This window comes from Epilithonimonas sp. (assembly GCF_032055105.1).
Classification (GTDB): Bacteria; Bacteroidota; Bacteroidia; order Flavobacteriales; family Weeksellaceae; genus Epilithonimonas.
The window spans coordinates 12,750-30,301 of record NZ_DAMBRK010000001.1; the positions used below are offsets into that span (position 1 = coordinate 12,750).

The 17,552-nt window shown below is 34.8% G+C and carries 15 protein-coding genes; 10 read left to right on the forward strand and 5 right to left on the reverse strand.

Annotated features, from left to right (window positions below):
• Nucleotides 1–33: 33 nt before the first annotated feature.
• Nucleotides 34–474, reverse strand: a complete 441-nt coding sequence (locus RTY06_RS00060; RefSeq protein WP_312821870.1) for a low molecular weight protein-tyrosine-phosphatase — start codon at nucleotides 472–474, stop codon at nucleotides 34–36.
• Nucleotides 475–654: 180 nt separating this feature from the next.
• Entirely contained in the window at nucleotides 655–2,109 is a 1,455-nt protein-coding gene (gene dnaA, locus RTY06_RS00065) for a chromosomal replication initiator protein DnaA (RefSeq protein WP_312821871.1), read from the reverse strand.
• 134 nt (nucleotides 2,110–2,243) lie between these two features.
• On the opposite strand from dnaA, the gene RTY06_RS00070 reads away from it, so the two are divergent.
• The 10 genes from RTY06_RS00070 (at nucleotide 2,244) to RTY06_RS00115 (ending at nucleotide 13,683) form a co-directional block, all read left to right on the forward strand.
• A complete protein-coding gene (locus tag RTY06_RS00070; RefSeq protein WP_312821872.1) occupies nucleotides 2,244–2,654 on the forward strand; it encodes a thioesterase family protein in 411 nt (136 codons plus the stop codon).
• A 50-nt stretch (nucleotides 2,655–2,704) separates the two neighbouring features.
• Nucleotides 2,705–4,459: a discoidin domain-containing protein gene (locus RTY06_RS00075; protein ID WP_312821873.1), complete on the forward strand. Its 1,755-nt coding sequence runs from the start codon at nucleotides 2,705–2,707 to the stop codon at nucleotides 4,457–4,459.
• A gap of 230 nt (nucleotides 4,460–4,689) precedes the next feature.
• Nucleotides 4,690–5,814, forward strand: coding sequence for an alpha/beta hydrolase-fold protein (locus RTY06_RS00080; RefSeq protein ID WP_312821874.1), 1,125 nt, complete (start codon nucleotides 4,690–4,692; stop codon nucleotides 5,812–5,814).
• On the forward strand, nucleotides 5,807–7,213 hold the full coding sequence (locus tag RTY06_RS00085; RefSeq protein WP_312821875.1) for a leucyl aminopeptidase family protein: 1,407 nt from the start codon (nucleotides 5,807–5,809) through the stop codon (nucleotides 7,211–7,213). Before RTY06_RS00080 ends, RTY06_RS00085 begins: the two co-directional genes overlap by 8 nt.
• Nucleotides 7,214–7,249: 36 nt before the next feature.
• A complete protein-coding gene (locus RTY06_RS00090) occupies nucleotides 7,250–8,455 on the forward strand; it encodes an ATP-grasp domain-containing protein (RefSeq protein ID WP_312821876.1) in 1,206 nt (401 codons plus the stop codon).
• An 82-nt stretch (nucleotides 8,456–8,537) separates the two neighbouring features.
• Complete coding sequence (locus RTY06_RS00095) at nucleotides 8,538–9,251, forward strand: alpha/beta hydrolase-fold protein (RefSeq protein ID WP_312821877.1); 714 nt, start codon at nucleotides 8,538–8,540, stop codon at nucleotides 9,249–9,251.
• Nucleotides 9,252–9,419: 168 nt separating this feature from the next.
• Nucleotides 9,420–10,370, forward strand: a complete 951-nt coding sequence (locus RTY06_RS00100; protein WP_312821878.1) for a hypothetical protein — start codon at nucleotides 9,420–9,422, stop codon at nucleotides 10,368–10,370.
• Between the two features lie 65 nt (nucleotides 10,371–10,435).
• Nucleotides 10,436–11,539 (forward strand): carboxylate-amine ligase, encoded by a 1,104-nt coding sequence (locus RTY06_RS00105; protein WP_312821879.1) that lies wholly within the window; start codon nucleotides 10,436–10,438, stop codon nucleotides 11,537–11,539.
• Nucleotides 11,540–11,593: 54 nt separating this feature from the next.
• The gene (locus tag RTY06_RS00110; protein WP_312821880.1) at nucleotides 11,594–12,430 is read left to right on the forward strand and encodes a glutamine amidotransferase-related protein; all 837 of its coding nucleotides are present in this window, start codon (nucleotides 11,594–11,596) and stop codon (nucleotides 12,428–12,430) included.
• A gap of 71 nt (nucleotides 12,431–12,501) precedes the next feature.
• Nucleotides 12,502–13,683, forward strand: a complete 1,182-nt coding sequence (locus RTY06_RS00115; RefSeq protein WP_312821882.1) for a hypothetical protein — start codon at nucleotides 12,502–12,504, stop codon at nucleotides 13,681–13,683.
• Between the two features lie 9 nt (nucleotides 13,684–13,692).
• Here the strand turns inward: RTY06_RS00115 and RTY06_RS00120 are convergent, their stop codons facing one another.
• From RTY06_RS00120 to RTY06_RS00130, 3 genes are all read right to left on the reverse strand, one after another.
• Nucleotides 13,693–14,346 (reverse strand): HAD-IA family hydrolase, encoded by a 654-nt coding sequence (locus RTY06_RS00120; RefSeq protein ID WP_312821884.1) that lies wholly within the window; start codon nucleotides 14,344–14,346, stop codon nucleotides 13,693–13,695.
• Nucleotides 14,347–14,558: 212 nt separating this feature from the next.
• Nucleotides 14,559–15,569, reverse strand: coding sequence for a glycosyl hydrolase (locus RTY06_RS00125; RefSeq protein ID WP_312821886.1), 1,011 nt, complete (start codon nucleotides 15,567–15,569; stop codon nucleotides 14,559–14,561).
• A 268-nt stretch (nucleotides 15,570–15,837) separates the two neighbouring features.
• The gene (locus RTY06_RS00130) at nucleotides 15,838–17,370 is read right to left on the reverse strand and encodes an amino acid permease (protein ID WP_312821887.1); all 1,533 of its coding nucleotides are present in this window, start codon (nucleotides 17,368–17,370) and stop codon (nucleotides 15,838–15,840) included.
• Between the last annotated feature and the right edge of the window lie 182 nt (nucleotides 17,371–17,552).

Below are 17,552 nucleotides of genomic sequence, written 5' to 3' on the forward strand. Positions count from 1 at the left end.
GGCTTGTCTTACAAATTTAGAATTGTTTGTGAATTATATTATATTTTTCCTGATTTTTTCTGCAATTATTTCGCAGGAATCGTTGAGCATTTTGTAAACTTTATCAAATCCGTCAATTCCTCCATAATACGGATCTGGAACTTCCAATTCATCATCGAGAATCAATCTGATTTTAGGCTTTTGAGAATCGTCTGCCATTTTTAGAACATCTTTGTAATTGTTTTTGTCCATACAGAAAATTAAATCAAAATCATTTAAATCTGATTTTTTGATTGGTCTAGATTTTTGCATCGAAATATCAATTCCATTTTTGAAAGCGGTTTTTACAGAACGTTCGTCAGGACCATTGCCTTCGTGGTAATTGATTGTTCCCGCGCTGTCTACAAAATAACTATCATCGAGTTTAGATTTCAAAATCCCTTCTGCTAAAGGACTTCTGCAAATGTTCCCAAGGCAGACCATTAGTATTTTCATTGATAATGACATTTTAAAATTGAAATAATTTTTAACCGCAAAAGTAACAAAAGACAAATCTAAAAAGTTTAAAGCAATTCTTTTTTAGACTTTTAAATTAAGACAACAAAAAACTTTGTGCCTTTTGTGGTTGTAATTCTAAATAAAAAAGGATTTAAAATTAATTAAATCCTTACATTGTTATTGTCCAATTTTTTCCTTCAAGTCCTTGATGTATTTCTTCAATTCTTTATCGATTTTGGAAACATCTCGAATCGTATCGCAAGCATACATTACCGTTGAATGGTCTTTTCCTCCCATTTCTTCACCGATTTTTGTGAATGTTGCATTGGTATATTCTTTTGCAAAATACATTGCCAATTGTCTAGGCAAAGCAATTTCTCTTTTTCTGGTTTTAGATAACAATTGCTCTCTCTGAATCCCAAAATAATCACAAACAACCTCCTGAATATAAGGAATATTGATAGTTTTCTTTTGAGTTGTTGCTAGTTTATTAATTGTATCTTTTAATAAATCAAGGCTAAAATCAGATTTATAAACTGTTGAGTAAGCAATTACAGCATTTACAACCCCAATCAGTTCTCTTACTCCGTTTGTTTTAACTTCAGAAGCCAGATAATCTAGCATATCTTCCGTTAATTCGATTCCATCACGATTTAATTTATCAACAATAATTTTTCTTCTTGTATCGAAGTTTGGAGATTTGATTTCGGCAGAAAGTCCCCATTTGAAGCGGGAAATAATTCTTTCCTGAGTATCCAGAATATCAGCTGGAGCTTTATCGGAAGTCAAGATAATCTGTTTCCCGTTCTGATGCAAATAATCAAAAATATGGAAGAAACTATCTTGAGTTGCCGCTTTACCAGACAAGAACTGAATATCATCGATAATCAACACATCAATCATCTGATAATAATGCTGGAAATCTGTTTTATTCTGAGACTTAGCCGCTTTCACAAAGTCTTGAATAAACTTTTCTGAAGACTGATAAAGAACTACTTTTTCAGGAAAAGTAGCCTTAACTTCAAGTCCAATAGCCTGAGCTAAGTGTGTTTTCCCAACACCATAACCTCCATAAACAAATAACGGGTTAAAAGCCGTAGAACCAGGTCTTTTTGCAATTGATCTTGCAACAGTAGAAGCAAATTTGTTGCTTTCTCCTTCTATAAAGTTATCAAAAGATTGATCAGCTTTAAGGTTCGACTCGATGTTTATTTTTTTGATCCCAGGAACCACAAAAGGATTTACGTTATTCTCTCTAATAACAGGTCTAGCTTCTTGGATTTTTGGTGCTTGTGTAGATATACCTTTTACGTTCATCGTAATTGGCTTTTCTTTTCCTGATGGTTTGTTTTCCATCACAGAATACCACAACTTCACACCTTTACCAATATTTTTCTTAAGCGCAGCAGATAGTAAAGACAAATAATTATCCTCGATATATTCTTTGTAAAAATCACTAGGAACAAGCAACGTAAGATTATTGTTCACCAAAGAAATTGGCTGAACTTTATCAAACAATAAGTCGAAAGAATTTTCTAACTTTTTGAGGTCTGTGTTATCCTCCGCTGCGTTTAGATTATCCCGCATAAATTGGAGACACCTATCCCAGATCAATACTAAATTTTCGTTCATTTTTCTGCTGCTATTTTCGGTGGGATTTTCGTTTTTATGAAGGCAACAAATATCTCATTATTAATTTTCTTAAAAAAATTTTTTCACTATTGATTATTAAAAAATATATTTGTATGAATTATTAAGAGCTTGAAATGATACACACAACACACTCAATAAGAGTACGTTACGGAGAAACCGACCCTATGAAATATGTTTATTATGGCAACTATGCAGAATATTTTGAAGTCGCAAGAGTTGAGCTTTTCCGCACACTTGGGATCTCATACGACGAGATAGAAAAAAGAGGAATTTTCTTACCCGTTTCCGAATATAAAATTAAGTATTTAAAACCAGGACTTTATGATCAACTTCTAGAAATTCACACTTACGTCAAAAAAATCCCGGGAGTAAAAATTGAATTTGATTATGAAATTTACAACGAAGATAAAGTTAAAATCACCGAGGCTTCAACCACTCTATTTTTCCTAGATGCTGAAACTAATAAAATTGTAAGATGTCCTGATTTCCTTTTGGATTTAATCAACAAGAATTGGAAGGAATAAAATTGTTCTTCATAAAAAATTCAATATATTCGGGATTAAAATAATTGTCAATGAAAAAATTACTAGCAATAGTTTCATTATCTATTATAACATTATTTTCTGCTCAGCAAAAAACTTATTGCAACCCTATTAATATAGATTATGGTTATACTCCATTCGAAGTTTTTTCAAAACAAGGGAAACATCGTGCAACTGCTGATCCTGTAATTGTTAATTTTCAGAAGAAATTATTCTTGTTTTCTACTAACCAGGAAGGCTACTGGTATTCTGATAATATGTTAGATTGGAAATTTGTAAAAAGAAAATTTCTTAGAGACAACAAATATATTCACGATTTGAATGCGCCTGCAGTTTGGGCGATGAAAGACACTCTTTATGTATTTGGCTCAACTTGGGAACAGGATTTTCCGATTTGGAAAAGCACCAATCCAACAAAAGATGATTGGAAAATTGCCGTTGACACTTTAAAAGTCGGCGCTTGGGATCCAGCTTTTCATTACGATGAAGACAAAGACAAACTTTATCTTTATTGGGGTTCAAGCAATGAATGGCCACTTCTCGGAACCGAAGTTAAAACTAAAACTTTACAATCCGAAGGCTTCGTAAAACCTGTCATCAGATTAAAACCAGAAGACCACGGTTGGGAAAGATTTGGAGAATATAATGACAATGTATTTCTTCAACCATTTGTGGAAGGCGCTTGGATGACGAAGCATAATGACAAATACTATCTTCAATACGGTGCACCAGCAACAGAATTCAGTGGTTATTCGGATGGTGTTTATGTTTCCAAAAACCCTTTAGAAGGCTTTGAATATCAGCAACACAATCCATTTTCCTATAAACCAGGTGGATTTGCAAGAGGGGCTGGTCACGGTGCTACATTTCAGGATAACTTCAATAATTGGTGGCACGTTTCTACGATTTTCATTTCAACAAAAAATAATTTCGAGAGAAGATTGGGAATCTGGCCAACTGGATTTGATAAAGATGATGTGATGTACACCAACACAGCTTATGGAGACTACCCTACTCTTCTTCCGCAATATGCGCAAGGAAAAGATTTTTCTAAAGGATTATTCACCAATTGGATGTTACTTAATTATAACAAACCTGTTCAGGTTTCTTCAACTTTAGGTGGTTATCAACCGAATCTCGCCGTTGATGAAGACATCAAAACTTATTGGTCTTCAAAAACCGGAAATTCGGGAGAATGGTTTCAGACAGATTTGGGAGAAGTTTCTACAATCAATGCGATTCAAATTAATTATGCTGACCAAGATGTCGAGTTTATGGGAAAAACACTCGGTAAAATGCATCAGTATAAAATCTATGGTTCTAACGATGGCAAAAATTGGAAAGTGATTGTTGACAAATCAAAAAACCAAACCGATGTTCCGCACGATTATGTAGAATTAGAAACGCCTGCAAAAGTAAGATTCCTGAAAATGGAAAACCTGAAAATGCCAACAGGAAAATTTGCATTAAGTGGATTCAGAGTTTTTGGAAAAGGAGCTGGAACTAAACCAGCAAAAGTTCAAAACTTCGTTCCACTGCGAGCTGACCCGAAAAAATATGGCGAAAGAAGAAGCATCTGGTTCAAATGGCAACAAAATTCTGATGCTGACGGATATGTTATCTATTGGGGAAAATCACCTGATAAATTATATGGAAGCATTATGGTTTATGGCAAAAACGAATATTTCTTCACAGGAGCCGACAGAACCGATGCTTATTATTTCCAAATTGAGGCTTTTAACTCAAATGGAATATCGGAGAGAACCGAGGTTGTAAAATCAGAATAAATTTTAAACTTTTTTAAATAAAAATTCAAGCTTTCGGAGTCAATCTTCGAAAGCTTTTTTATTATTTCTGATTATTATTTCGAAATATTAAATTTTAATTAATTCAATGATTTTAAAAATTAGATTAATATTCGTTAACAAACTTAAATTTAAAAAGAAAAATACGCAACATTTTTTATTAATTGAAATAATTTTATAAATTTATAAGAAATAAGAGAATTAAAAATAGAATGGAGTTTTTCCTGACATCAGAAGATAATGATGACCGACCGATTTTTATTACCGGAAATTTCAACAAATGGAATCCGAAAGATTCAAAGTTCGAGTTGGAAAAATTGAATGAGAATAATTATTACATCAATATTTCCGACGAACTTTTAAATGACGAAATCGAATATAAATTCACAAAAGGCGGTTGGGAAAATGTAGAGATTGATAAATATGATAGCATCACTCCGAACAGAAAAACAAGAAAAGAGAACAAGAAAACACAGGATTCTGTAGAAAAATGGAGACTGAATTGGGGACCTTTCAAGCAAGAATTTTTCCCGATTGTAGAATTGGTGGATGAAGAATTTTATATTCCTCAGCTCGACAAAACCAGAAAAGTCTGGGCGCTTTTGCCTTATGATTATTACGATTCGGAGAAGGATTATCCGGTTTTGTATCTTCAGGATGCGCAGAATTTGTTTAATGAAGGTTCTGCTTATGGAAATTGGGAAATCGATAAAAAATTGTCTTTGCTTGCGGAATACGGTCGCGGAGACCTAATAGTGGTTGCTATTGAACACGGCGAAGATGACCGAATCAAAGAATATATTTTCGATAACGAAGATGTGACGAAAAATGCAGAAGGAAAAAAATATTTAAGGTTCATTACAGATACTTTGAAACCTTGGATTGATAAAAATTACAGAACTAAAAAAGATAGAGAAAATACCGGAATTGGTGGAAGTTCTTTAGGTGGATTGATTAGCATTTATGGAGGATTTCTTTATCCGGAAGTCTACTCCAAACTGTTGATTTTTTCGCCGTCGCTTTGGGTTGAACCGGAAAATGATTTCCCGATGATAAACTTCACGAATCCTTATAAGATTAAAGTTTATCTCTACGGCGGAAGATTGGAAGGCTCTAGAATGGTCGGCAGAATCAGATTATTTGAAAAAGCTTTGAAAAAATTGACCGTTCAGAAATTATTTGATTTTGAAGTCAGAACCAACATCAGCGACAAAGGAACGCATCAGGAATTTTTCTGGTCTCAAGAATTCCCAAGAGCAGTGGAATGGCTTTATATAGACAGTTTAGAAAGTCCTTTGAAAGCCAAAAACGAATTAGAAAATCAGACAAATGATTAAGATTTACAATAAAAAAGAATCAACAGCACAAAACATATATCTGTTCAGCGAAGACGATTGGGAACAGGAAAAAAGCTCGCATCCAAACGTTGAATTATTCTTCAATGGAAAGAAGAATGAAGTTTTCATTAAGACTCATTCTGATAAATATGATTTTTTCATTGGAATTGGAAAAGATTTAAAAGGATTCGAAATTCAAGCTATCGCGAACAAATTTGCGAATGACTATAAGAAAAATCTGCAGGCAGTTCCAACTTCTGTTCATTCAAAGTTAGGATTGGATTTGACAGAAGAATTTGTGAAAGGTCTATTTTTGGGAACTTACCTCTACCCTTTTGAAAAATCGCATCCGTTTTGGCAGGAGAATTTTGAACTTCATTTTGAAAATATTTCTGAAGAAGAAGGAAAAAATTTAGCGTTAAAAACAGAAGCGCTTTGCAACGGCCAATTTGCAGGAATGGAATGGCTGAACAAACCTGCCAATCACAAAAAAGTGAATCAAATTTCTGAATTTCTGAAATCGACTGCAGAAAAATATAACTTAAAATATAAATCCTTCAATAGAGAAGAATCGATTAAGGAAGGCTTAGGTGCGTTTGTCGCCGTAAATCAAGGAAGTTCACAAGAAGCAGCTTTCACGATTTTAGAATACAATTGCGGAAAAGAAGATGCAAAAACCTTCGGATTAGTTGGAAAATGCGTTTTGTTCGACACAGGCGGAATTTCCATAAAACCTTCTGACAATATGCATTATATGAAAAGCGATATGGGCGGAGCAAGCGCAGTTATCGGAGCTTTGATTACAGCTTCGGAACTGAAACTTCCCGTTAATATCATAGCCATTCTTCCGATTACAGATAATGCAGTTTCGGAAAACGCTTACTTGCCGAGCGATGTTGTGACAGCTTACAATGGAAAAACAATTGAAGTTCTGAACACTGATGCAGAAGGGAGAATGACTTTAGCAGACGGACTTTCATACTTATCAAAAAATTACAAAACCGATGTTTTGATAGATTTGGCAACACTCACGGGAAGTTCGGTTAGAATGTTTGGTTACACTTGTGGTGCTTATTTTGCCAACAATAGTGATTTGAAAATCAAGCTAGAAAAATCCGCAGATAAAACCAATCAAAGACTTTGGAATCTTCCACTTTGGGATATTTGGAAAGATGATTTCACTTCGGATGTTGCTGATTTTAAAAACATCTCGATGAAACCATTTGGAGACTGCATTATTGCAGGGAAATTTTTGGAACAATTTATCGAAGGTCATCCAAATTGGGCGCATCTTGATATTGCCGGCGTTGCTTTTGGAAATGTAGGTTATGCTAAAGACAAAATGGCGACTGGTTATGGTGTTCAGCTTTTATTGGACTTTATAGAAAATTATAATTAAATCATCGGTCAACTGACCTCTGACAAAAATATGAATATGGAAAAAACGATTGTCTGCATCTCCTGTTATTACAAAGGTTACGACTTTATGGACGAGTGCAAAAAACTCGGCAACAAAGTCATTTTAATCACTTCGGAAAACCTGAAGGAAAGACCTTGGCCTTGGCACGCAATAGATGAAGTTTATTATATGCCTGAATTGGAACCTTCGGTTTGGAATCTTGACCATTTGGTTCAGGGATTCGCTTATTTGATGAAGAATCATCAGATTGATGCAGTGATTGCATTGGATGATTTCGATGTGGAAAAAGCAGCGATGATTCGTGAAACCTATCGTATTCCGGGAATGGGACAGACAACACATCGTTATTTCCGAGATAAATTGGCAATGCGTCAGCAGGCAAAAGACAACGGAATTTCTGTACCTGAATTTTCCTCGATTTTCAATGATGCAAAACTACATCAATTCACACAGGATGTTCCCGGACCTTGGGTTTTGAAACCTCGTTCCGAAGCTTCAGCAAGTGGAATCAAGAAAATTAATTCAGCTGATGAACTTTGGCCAGCTGTGGAAAATCTTGGCAATGAACGTTATAAATTTCTTTTAGAATCTTTCAAACCCGGCGATGTTTATCACGTAGATTGTTTGGTTTATAATAAGGAAATTGTGTTTTCCTGCTTTTCAAAATATCTTTCTCCACCGATGAAAGTTTCTCATGAAGGTGGCGTTTTCCGGACTAAAACTCTAGACAAAAATTCGGAGGAAGCAAAAGGTTTAGACCAAATTAATAAACAGGTTTTGAATAAATTCGGAATCCAAAACGGCGCAACTCACAGCGAATATATCAGAGGAACAGACGGACGATATTATTTCCTCGAAACATCTTCCAGAGTTGGCGGAGCCCATATTCCAGATATGGTGGAAGCAGCGACTGGTGTTAATATTTGGAGAGAATGGGCGAAATTGGAAAATGCCCTTTTAGACGGAACTCAATATTCTGTTGAGGAAACTCAGAAATTATTTGGAGGATTGATTGTTGCTTTGGCAAAAGATAAACATCCTGACACTCATAATTTACAGAGTGACGAAGTGGAAAAATTTTTACCAATCGATTATCACATTGGGATTGTTTACAAAGCAAAAACTGCAGATATCATTGAGGAAAGATTAGACCAAGCCGCAGAGGTTGTCACAGAACAGATTCTAAATATTCTTCCCCCAAAAGACAAACCAACGAGTTAATTATTAATTGATGAATTATTAATTGTTAATAACAAAAAATTCACTCAAAACTGACAACTAAATAACTAGCAACTAAATACAAATGCCTCAAATAACACATACAGATTATTATTCACACATTCTTGGAATGAGCCTTCAGGTTGAAGTTACTGGACATTTCGGTTATCCGATTATTATGTTTCCAACTTCTCAAGGTTCTTATACTCAGAATACCGATTTTCATTTGAACGGTAGTATTTCTCATTTCACAGATAATGGAATTTTGAAATTATACAATGTTCAGACAATTGATAAATTCAGTTTTTATGACAAAGGAATTTCGCCTTATGAAAGAATCCGAAATTACGAAATGTATGTTCAGTTTTTGGTTCAGGAGTTTATTCCTTATATACAAAGAACTCACAACACACATCGCGTAGCTGTTGCAGGCGCAAGTTTCGGAGGTTATCACGCCGCGAATTTTGCATTTAGATTTCCAGATTTGGTTTCGCATCTTTTCTGTTTGTCGGGCGCATTTTGTATCAGAAGTTTTATGGACGGTTACAAAGATGATTTAATTTATTTCAATTGTCCTGATGAATTTGTAAAAAATGATTCCGCTTGGAGATACAAACATATGCACATTGTTCTCTGCACATCTGACCAAGATATTTGTCTGGAACCAACAAGAAAAATGGCTGGAATCTTAACCGAAAAAGGAATCAACCATTGGTATGACGAAGCCAAATGGATCAACCACGATTGGCCACTTTGGAGAATGGTTTTTCCCAAGTTCATAGGGCGATTTTTCGGGTAAATCTTAAGATAAATCTCTCGCAGATTTTATTGATTTAGTAAATATATAATTGTGAAAAATCTGCAGAATTTGCTTAATCAGCGAGGCAAATAATATTAAATTAATAAAATAAACATACAAACTTCGGACTTCGGACATCCGTCTTCCGACCTTAAAAAAAACAAAATTATGGCAAAAAAAATTGGAATTTTATTCGGAATGGAAGATACATTTCCTTGGGCTTTTATTGATAAAGTAAATGAACTTGGAAAAGGAGAATATATCGCCGAACCAGTTCAAATTGATAAATTGGAACAAGGCGCAGATTATGGTTACGCTGTGATTATTGACAGAATTTCGCAGGACGTTCCTTTCTACAGAGCTTATCTTAAAAATGCTGCTGTGAACGGAACTTACGTTATCAACAATCCATTTTGGTGGAGTGCGGATGAGAAATTTTTCAATAATGCATTGATGTCAAAAATCGGAATTCCGTTGCCGAAAACCGTTCTTTTGCCATCTCACGAAAGACCTACCAACACTTCGGAAACATCTTTCAGAAACTTGAAATTCCCGCACGATTGGGAATATATTTTCAATTACATTGGATTTCCGGCTTATATGAAACCTCACGATGGCGGTGGTTGGAGAAATGTTTATCGAGTTGAAAGTCCAGAAGATATGTGGGCAAAACACGCTGAGACCGAGCAATTGGTAATGATGGTTCAGGAAGAAATTGTTTTCGAGGATTATTATCGAGTTTATTGTTTGGGCAGAAAATATGTTCACATTATGCCTTACGAGCCGAGAAATCCACACCATTTGAGATATGCAACTACACATCAAACAGAAGGAAAAGAACTTGAAAAACTTTTGAAAACTATTACAGATTATACTATTAAAATGAATGAAGCTTTGGGTTACGATTTCAACACAGTTGAATTTGCTGTGAGAGATGGAATTCCTTATGCGATTGATTTCTGTAATCCAGCGCCTGATGCGGACAGAAATTCGGTTGGAGAAGAAAATTTCCAATGGATTGTAGAGCACGCTGCGAAACTGGCAATCGAAAAAGCTAAAGATTACAAGCCCGGGAAAATCAATATCGATTGGGGAACATTTGTAACCAACAAACTTTAATAAAACAATAAAACCTTCAAGGTTTAAATTACAACTAACTACTACTAACTAACACAAGAAAAAAAATGCACAAATTCACAATAGGTGTGGAAGAAGAATACCAAATTATAGATGCGGAAAGTCGCGATTTGGTGTCTCACGTTTCCAAAATCATTGAAGGAGGAAAAGCCGTTCTAAGCGAAAACTTAAAACACGAGATGCACGAGTCTGTCGTAGAAATGGAAACAGGCATTTGTGAAAATATTCAGCAGGCACGTCAGGAATTGACCGACCTCAGAAGACATCTTGTAAAAACTGCTCACGACCAAGGTTTGCGAGTTTCCGGCGGCGGAACGCATCCATTTTCGCATTGGAAAGATAATATCATCACAAAAGATGCTCGTTACGATAAAATCGTAAGTGATATGGGCGATGTTGCAAGGTCGAATCTGATTTTCGGATTGCACGTTCATATCGGTATTCCTGACCGTGAAGAAGGCATAAGAATCCAAAATGTGATGCGATATTTCTTGCCACACGTTTATGCTTTATCTACCAATTCCCCGTTTTGGGTTGGAAGATTGACAGGTTTCAAATCTTACAGACAAGAAGTTTTTGCTAAATTTCCAAGAACCGGTTTGCCAAGTTATTTCAGTAGCGTTGCGGAATTTGATGCCTATGTTAATCTAATGGTCAAAACAGGAACAATTGATAATGCAAAGAAAATTTGGTGGGATTTGAGAGTTCATCCATTTTACCCTACTATTGAATTCAGGATTTGTGATATGCCTTTGACGATTGATGAAACAGTTTGTCTTGCGGCGATTATGCAATCTTTGGTTGCAAAGGTTTACAAAATGCATCAACAAAACACTAGTTATAGAAGTTACAGAAGACTTCTACTGACAGAAAATAAATGGCGTGCTTCCAAAGATGGAATAGATGCACATCTCATAGATTTTGGCAAAGAAATCAGCGTACCTTATAAAGACTTATTGGAAGAATTACTGGCGTTTATTGATGATGTTGTTGATGATTTAGGTTGCAGAAAAGAAGTGGAATACGCCAGAGAAATCATCAAAAACGGGACGGGTGCAGACAGACAACTCAAAGTTTTTCACGAAAGCGGCGGTGATATGAAGAAAGTCGTGGATTATATGATTTACGAGACGGAAAAGGGACTTTTGTAAAGAGGAAAATTACTTCTAATTCTAGATTCTGTATTTTTGTAAAAATTTATGAATATGACTAAAAATGATGTAAGAATTGCACTTCTTGATATGAATAATAATCATCCGAATCAAGGAATGAGAAACATAAAAGAGCTGTCGAAAGCATTTCAGGAACAGTCAGAATACGAGGTTTCTGTGGAGCTTTTTGATGTACGCTATAAAAATGAAATGCCAAATATTAAAGATTTTGATATTTTCATTTCGTCTGGTGGACCTGGAAATCCGCATCGTGAAGGTTACGAATGGGAGCAGAAATTTGCTGATTTTTTGACGCAAATCTGGGAACACAACAAAACTAATGAACAGAAAAAATATCTGTTTTTGGTTTGTCATTCTTTCCAATTGGCGGTTATTCATTTCGGGATTGCAAATGTCTGCAAGAGAAAATCATATTCTTTCGGTGTAATGCCCATTCACAAAACCGAAGACGGCGAAAAAGATTTTTTATTCCAAAACTTGCCGGAACCATTCTATGGCGTAGATTCCAGAGCTTACCAATGTATAGAACCAAATGATGACAAAATCAATGCGTTGGGAATGAAAATAATGGCGTTGGAGAAAATCCGTCCAACGGTTCATCTGGAAAGAGCAATGATGGCCGTTCGTTTTTCTGATGAGATTTTCGGAACACAATTTCATCCAGAAGCCGACCCACTTGGTTTTATCAAAAATCTGGAAGACGAGAAAAATAAACAGGCAATGATTGAAACTTTTGGGATGGAAAAGTATCTTGAAACGATTGACAGAATGGACGATGACGACAAAATCGTTCTAACAAGAGCACAAATCATCCCAAGATTTTTACAACTGGCTTCTGAACAAATTACTAAAAACTTAGTATTCGGTTAATTTACTCCTACAATGTAAGATGTACAATGTATTTTGTACTTTTTACTTTATACATTTTACAATTAAAAACTATGATTCCAAAATACAGAACTCAATTCAACGAAGAATTTTCTCAGGAAAAATATCAAAAAGTCAATGAATTAATAAAAGAGAAATGCGGTCACGAAGCCGCGTTTCGAATTTCTGAAAGTCCGATTTTCTTAACTAAGGATTTTCAACAAAAGCTGGATGATGCTTCTCAGTCGATTATTTCGCAAATTAAAGAAATGTCTGATGAAGAACTCAGCAAAGCAATTCCTGCGAATTGTAATGTTCCTAATGACACTAAAAAACCACATTTTGTAGCGATAGATTTTGGAATCTGTCAGGATGAAAATGGAAACGTCATTCCGCAATTGATAGAATTGCAGGCTTTCCCGAGTTTGTTTGGATTTCAGAAGTTGTTTGAAGAAGTGATTACCGAAGTTTATCCTTTCCTGAATGAACTTAAAAACTCGCTTCCAAAAGATGAATACATCCAAAAACTGAAACAAGTTATTATTGGAAAAGAGAATCCTGAAAACGTTATTCTTCTGGAAATCTACCCTGAAAAACAAAAAACAGCAATAGATTTTGTTGTAACAGAACAATATCTCGGAATTAAAACGGTTTGTCTGACGAAAATCAAAAAGGAAGGCAAAAAATTATTCTATGAAAATGATGGAAAATTAGTTCCAATTAATAGAATTTACAATCGTGTGATTTTTGATGAATTGGATAAACTCGAAGGTTTGGAAACTGAATTTGATTTCCGAGAAGACATCGATGTAGAATGGATTACGCATCCGAATTGGTTTTTCAAAATTTCAAAATACATTCTTCCAAAACTGAAACACGAGTTTGTTCCGAAAAGTTATTTCTTACCTAACTTTCCTGAAACAGAACAATTGGAAAATTTTGTTCTGAAACCGCTTTTCTCTTTCGCAGGAAGTGGCGTAAATCTGAATCCGACTCAAGAAATCATCAATCAAATAGAAGATAAAGAAAATTATATCCTTCAAAGAAAAGTGACTTATGCTCCACTTTTTGAAGACATCAACGGAGAATTCTCCAAAGCTGAAATCCGTCTGCTTTTTGCGTGGAATCCTGACGAAGAAAATCCTGAACTTCTAGTAAATCTCGTTAGAATGACAAAAGCAGCAATGGTGAATGTGGATTTCAACAAGAAAGATGCGATCTGGATTGGTAGTTCTATGGCGTTTTTTGGGCAATAAAAATCAAACCTAAATCAATTCTAATTCTTCCACTTTCAACTCATCAAAATGATGAATAACTAAATCAGCAGTTTCATAATTTTGATTCTTGCTATTCTCGCTTTTGTAACCAACACAGAAGATTTCTGCAGCATTTGCTGCTTTTATTCCGTTTGTGCTGTCTTCTATGACGATGCAATTGGATTTATCATTTCCTGACAATCTTTGAGCTTCAATAAAAATCGCAGGATTTGGTTTTGACTCTGGGAAATCTTCTCCACTTACTAGATGTGAGAAAAACGGGAATAAATTGAAGCGTTTGAAAACTCGGTCTATCGTAGATTTAGCCGCAGAAGACGCTAATATCAATTGGAAATTGGCAGAATAAAGATTATTAATCAATACTTCTACTCCATCTAACAATTTCAAAGCTGGGTCAGAATCGAATAAGTCGTAAAATAGAGTTCTTTTTCTTTGGATCAATTCTTCAACATTGGTATCTATTCCGAAAATCTCTTTTATCATTTGATAAACATTTCGGGTAGATTTTCCGGTGAATTTTGAGAATAATTCTGCATCTACATCGATATTCAATTCTTTGAAATGTTGATAATAAGCTTTTTTGTGAAGCGGTTCTGTATCTACAATCACGCCATCCATATCAAAAATAACCGTATTTTTCATTAGTTGATTTATAATTTTCATTTGTCTAATGGAACACTGAAGTGTTTCATTAATCCTGTTTCATTAATTTCGGTGCAAAAATAGGGATTATGATTTTAACGCAGAATTTTGAACACAAAGCACACTAAGATTTTTGAATTTATTGAAAATACTTTTAGGTTCACAAAGACGCTTCGCTCAGATAAGAAATACAAATTAAATGTCTTGAAATATTATTGGAAATTCAATTTAATGATTTTGTCTTTTCCTGTTAGAATTAAAGTATTTTTATCTAACCATTCGCAGGCGTAGAGATTTTTTTCATCGGATATTTTTGTCCAACTTTTCCCGTAATCTGAGGAGAAACTGATGTGCTGGTCGCCAACTGCCACGATTTCTTTTCCTTTAGTTTTTGGACGGAATTTAACACACGTCATATAACCTGCATTTTGTCCGCTGGCTTGGATTTGCCAAGTTTTTCCGCCATCATTGGTTGTTGCGATATTATTGATGTTGTCGGATTGTTTGGTGTAATCTCCTCCAACTGCAATACCGAAGTTTTTATCATAAAAATCTATGGAATAAATACCTTGTGAAGATCTTCCCTGAGTGAAGGGAGTTTCAAAGGCTTGCCAATTGTAATTACTCAATTTAAAAATTCTAGCTTTTGTACCTCCTGTAGCAATCCAAATTGTTTTATCTTGAAAAGCTATATTTGTATTACTTGCTGCAAAATGAGCTTCTCCATCATAATAATCTAACTTTTTAACACCATCATCTTTGCGCCAATTTTCTCCTCCACTTTTTGTATAGGCAAAACTATTTAAATTGTTGTTAGGATCACTTATCGCTAAACCTCTATTATTATTATTAAAAATCAAAGCATCATAAAAAGCAGATTTTACAGTATCAACTTTAACAATTTTAGAATGTAAATTTTGCTTATCAATTTGAAAAAAATAAGCTGGACTTTCTATATTAATTGCATAAAAATATTTATTATTTTGCGCTAAAGTTCTAAACTGAAGTTTTTTATCAGAAAGTTTAATTTGTTTTTTGTCTGATTTATTTTTCAAATTGACATAACCAAACTTAGAATCTGTTCCTGCATACCAAACTTTACCATCGTAAAGTTGGATAGCTCGGATACTGATTTTGTCAGTCAATAATGTATCGATTGTGAATTTCTGAGAAAATAGAAATGACGAAATAATCGTGAAAGAAAATAGGATTAATTTTTTCATTTTATAAAAATAATGAAAGTTTTGAAATTATCAGATGCTTCGAGAACCTCAGCATGACATCGCACTAAATGTTTAAAATAAAAATTTTGCAAAAGCTAGATTAACAAACAAAATCCCTAGCCCCGATAGTAGCGGCATCCTTTTTTGTTATTGCGGGAAAAAATTCTAAGGATTGCTTCACTTCGTTCGCAATGACGAAAAAGATATAGCGGATAGCGGGAAATAGCTCCAAAAAAAATTCCGCTATCATTTAGCGGAATTTATATTGTTAATCTTTGTTGTCGATATCGATGTCAACATCTTGTAAAGGTTGCTGTTCTGCCTTGAAAGTTTCTCCGTAACCTTCTTTATGAAGCTTACTGTTTCTGATACTGTAAAGGAAATAAATGATAACTCCTAATAACAACCAGCCTGTTGATAGAGCCTTTGCTTCGTGGCTAAGGTTCCAAATCAAATAAACATTGATAGCAATACCTAGAGTTGCAATAATCGGCAACGCGGGAACTTTGAAGTTTCTAGGTAAATTTGGTTCTTTTTTTCTAAGAATCCAAACCGCTACGCAAACCATTGTAAAAGCGAACAATGTCCCAAAACTTGTCATATCTGCCAGTTTACTAATAGGTGTAAATGCAGCAATAGTTGCAATCACAATTCCTAAAAGCATCAAACTTTTTGCGGGTGTTTTGCTTGCAGGATGAAGGTCACTGAACATCTTTGGAATCAATCCGTCTTTTGACATTCCTAGGAAGATTCTTGATTGTCCCATAATCATCACCATCAATACAGAAACCAAACCTACTGTAGCTGCAATTGTAATGATATAACCTGCCCAACCTTGACCTGCAATCTCGAATGCATAAGCTACGGGCGCCTTGATAGCATCAGGAAATTTTCCTTGAGGATTAAAGTCTGTATAGTGCATCATTCCTGTTAAAACTAAAGACACCAAGATGTACAAAACAGTACAAACTAAAAGTGATGTAATAATTGCAAATGGGACATCTTTTTTAGGATTGATAGCTTCACCCGCTTGCGTAGAAACAGCATCGAAACCTACATAAGCAAAGAAAATAGCAGCTGCTCCAGAAACTATCCCTTGAATACCATAAGCTTCCTTAAGATTATCGCCTTCTTTTACCAACTCTGGAGCCGGAATAAATGGCGACCAGTTTTCTGCATTGATAAAGAAAACACCTGCTATAATAACAAAAAGAACCGCAGAAACCTTCATAATCACTATAAGATTGTTGGCTTTTGCGGCTTCTTTTGTTCCTTTGATAAGGATGGAAATAACAAATAATACGATGAGAAAAGCGGGAAGATTCATAGAAAATCCTTCTCCTGTATAACTTGCAGGGTCTGATGTCAAATAATCTGGCAAGTGTAAACCGAACATCTTGAGTAACTTATTAAAATATCCTGACCATGAGACAGCTACTGTCATAGAACCCATTGCATATTCGAGAATAAGCCCCCATCCAATAATCCAAGCGAATATCTCTCCTACTGTTCCATATGCATAAGCATAAGCTGAACCTTCAACAGGTAATATAGATGCAAATTCTGAATAACAAAGTGCTGCAAAAACACAAGCAATTCCCGCTATTACAAAAGAAAGAGCCAATGCTGGTCCTGCGTGGTAGTAAGCTCCGGTTCCCGTTAACACAAAAATACCTCCTCCAATAATAGCTCCAATTCCAATTGCGGTAAGACTCCATTTTCCAAGAACACGTTTCAGCTCACTGCTTTTTACATCTGCCTCGAAGGCGCTCATTGGTTTTTTTGTCCAAATTTTCGACATAATTTTAACTTTTTTTAATTACCCCGTATAAAACGAGGTGGTTTCTTCTTATTTATTTATTTTGAATTACGAAAGTATTAAAAAATTGCTTTCATTAACTTTTTTTAAGTAATTAATTTCACTTATCTATATTAATTATTAATAATAGCTTGATTTTTTAGACTATTAATAATTATCTTTGA

What these genes read in the sequence shown, in the direction of transcription:
- RTY06_RS00125 (WP_312821886.1), bottom strand. Translation starts at nt 15,569, where the DNA reads ATGAAAAAATTAATCCTATTTTCTTTCACGATTATTTCGTCATTTCTA.
- RTY06_RS00075 (WP_312821873.1), top strand. Translation starts at nt 2,705, where the DNA reads ATGAAAAAATTACTAGCAATAGTTTCATTATCTATTATAACATTATTT.
- RTY06_RS00100 (WP_312821878.1), top strand. Translation starts at nt 9,420, where the DNA reads ATGGCAAAAAAAATTGGAATTTTATTCGGAATGGAAGATACATTTCCT.
- dnaA (WP_312821871.1), bottom strand. Translation starts at nt 2,109, where the DNA reads ATGAACGAAAATTTAGTATTGATCTGGGATAGGTGTCTCCAATTTATG.
- RTY06_RS00060 (WP_312821870.1), bottom strand. Translation starts at nt 474, where the DNA reads ATGAAAATACTAATGGTCTGCCTTGGGAACATTTGCAGAAGTCCTTTA.
- RTY06_RS00115 (WP_312821882.1), top strand. Translation starts at nt 12,502, where the DNA reads ATGATTCCAAAATACAGAACTCAATTCAACGAAGAATTTTCTCAGGAA.
- RTY06_RS00120 (WP_312821884.1), bottom strand. Translation starts at nt 14,346, where the DNA reads ATGAAAAATACGGTTATTTTTGATATGGATGGCGTGATTGTAGATACA.
- RTY06_RS00130 (WP_312821887.1), bottom strand. Translation starts at nt 17,370, where the DNA reads ATGTCGAAAATTTGGACAAAAAAACCAATGAGCGCCTTCGAGGCAGAT.
- RTY06_RS00105 (WP_312821879.1), top strand. Translation starts at nt 10,436, where the DNA reads ATGCACAAATTCACAATAGGTGTGGAAGAAGAATACCAAATTATAGAT.
- RTY06_RS00090 (WP_312821876.1), top strand. Translation starts at nt 7,250, where the DNA reads ATGGAAAAAACGATTGTCTGCATCTCCTGTTATTACAAAGGTTACGAC.
- RTY06_RS00070 (WP_312821872.1), top strand. Translation starts at nt 2,244, where the DNA reads ATGATACACACAACACACTCAATAAGAGTACGTTACGGAGAAACCGAC.
- RTY06_RS00095 (WP_312821877.1), top strand. Translation starts at nt 8,538, where the DNA reads ATGCCTCAAATAACACATACAGATTATTATTCACACATTCTTGGAATG.
- RTY06_RS00080 (WP_312821874.1), top strand. Translation starts at nt 4,690, where the DNA reads ATGGAGTTTTTCCTGACATCAGAAGATAATGATGACCGACCGATTTTT.
- RTY06_RS00110 (WP_312821880.1), top strand. Translation starts at nt 11,594, where the DNA reads ATGACTAAAAATGATGTAAGAATTGCACTTCTTGATATGAATAATAAT.
- RTY06_RS00085 (WP_312821875.1), top strand. Translation starts at nt 5,807, where the DNA reads ATGATTAAGATTTACAATAAAAAAGAATCAACAGCACAAAACATATAT.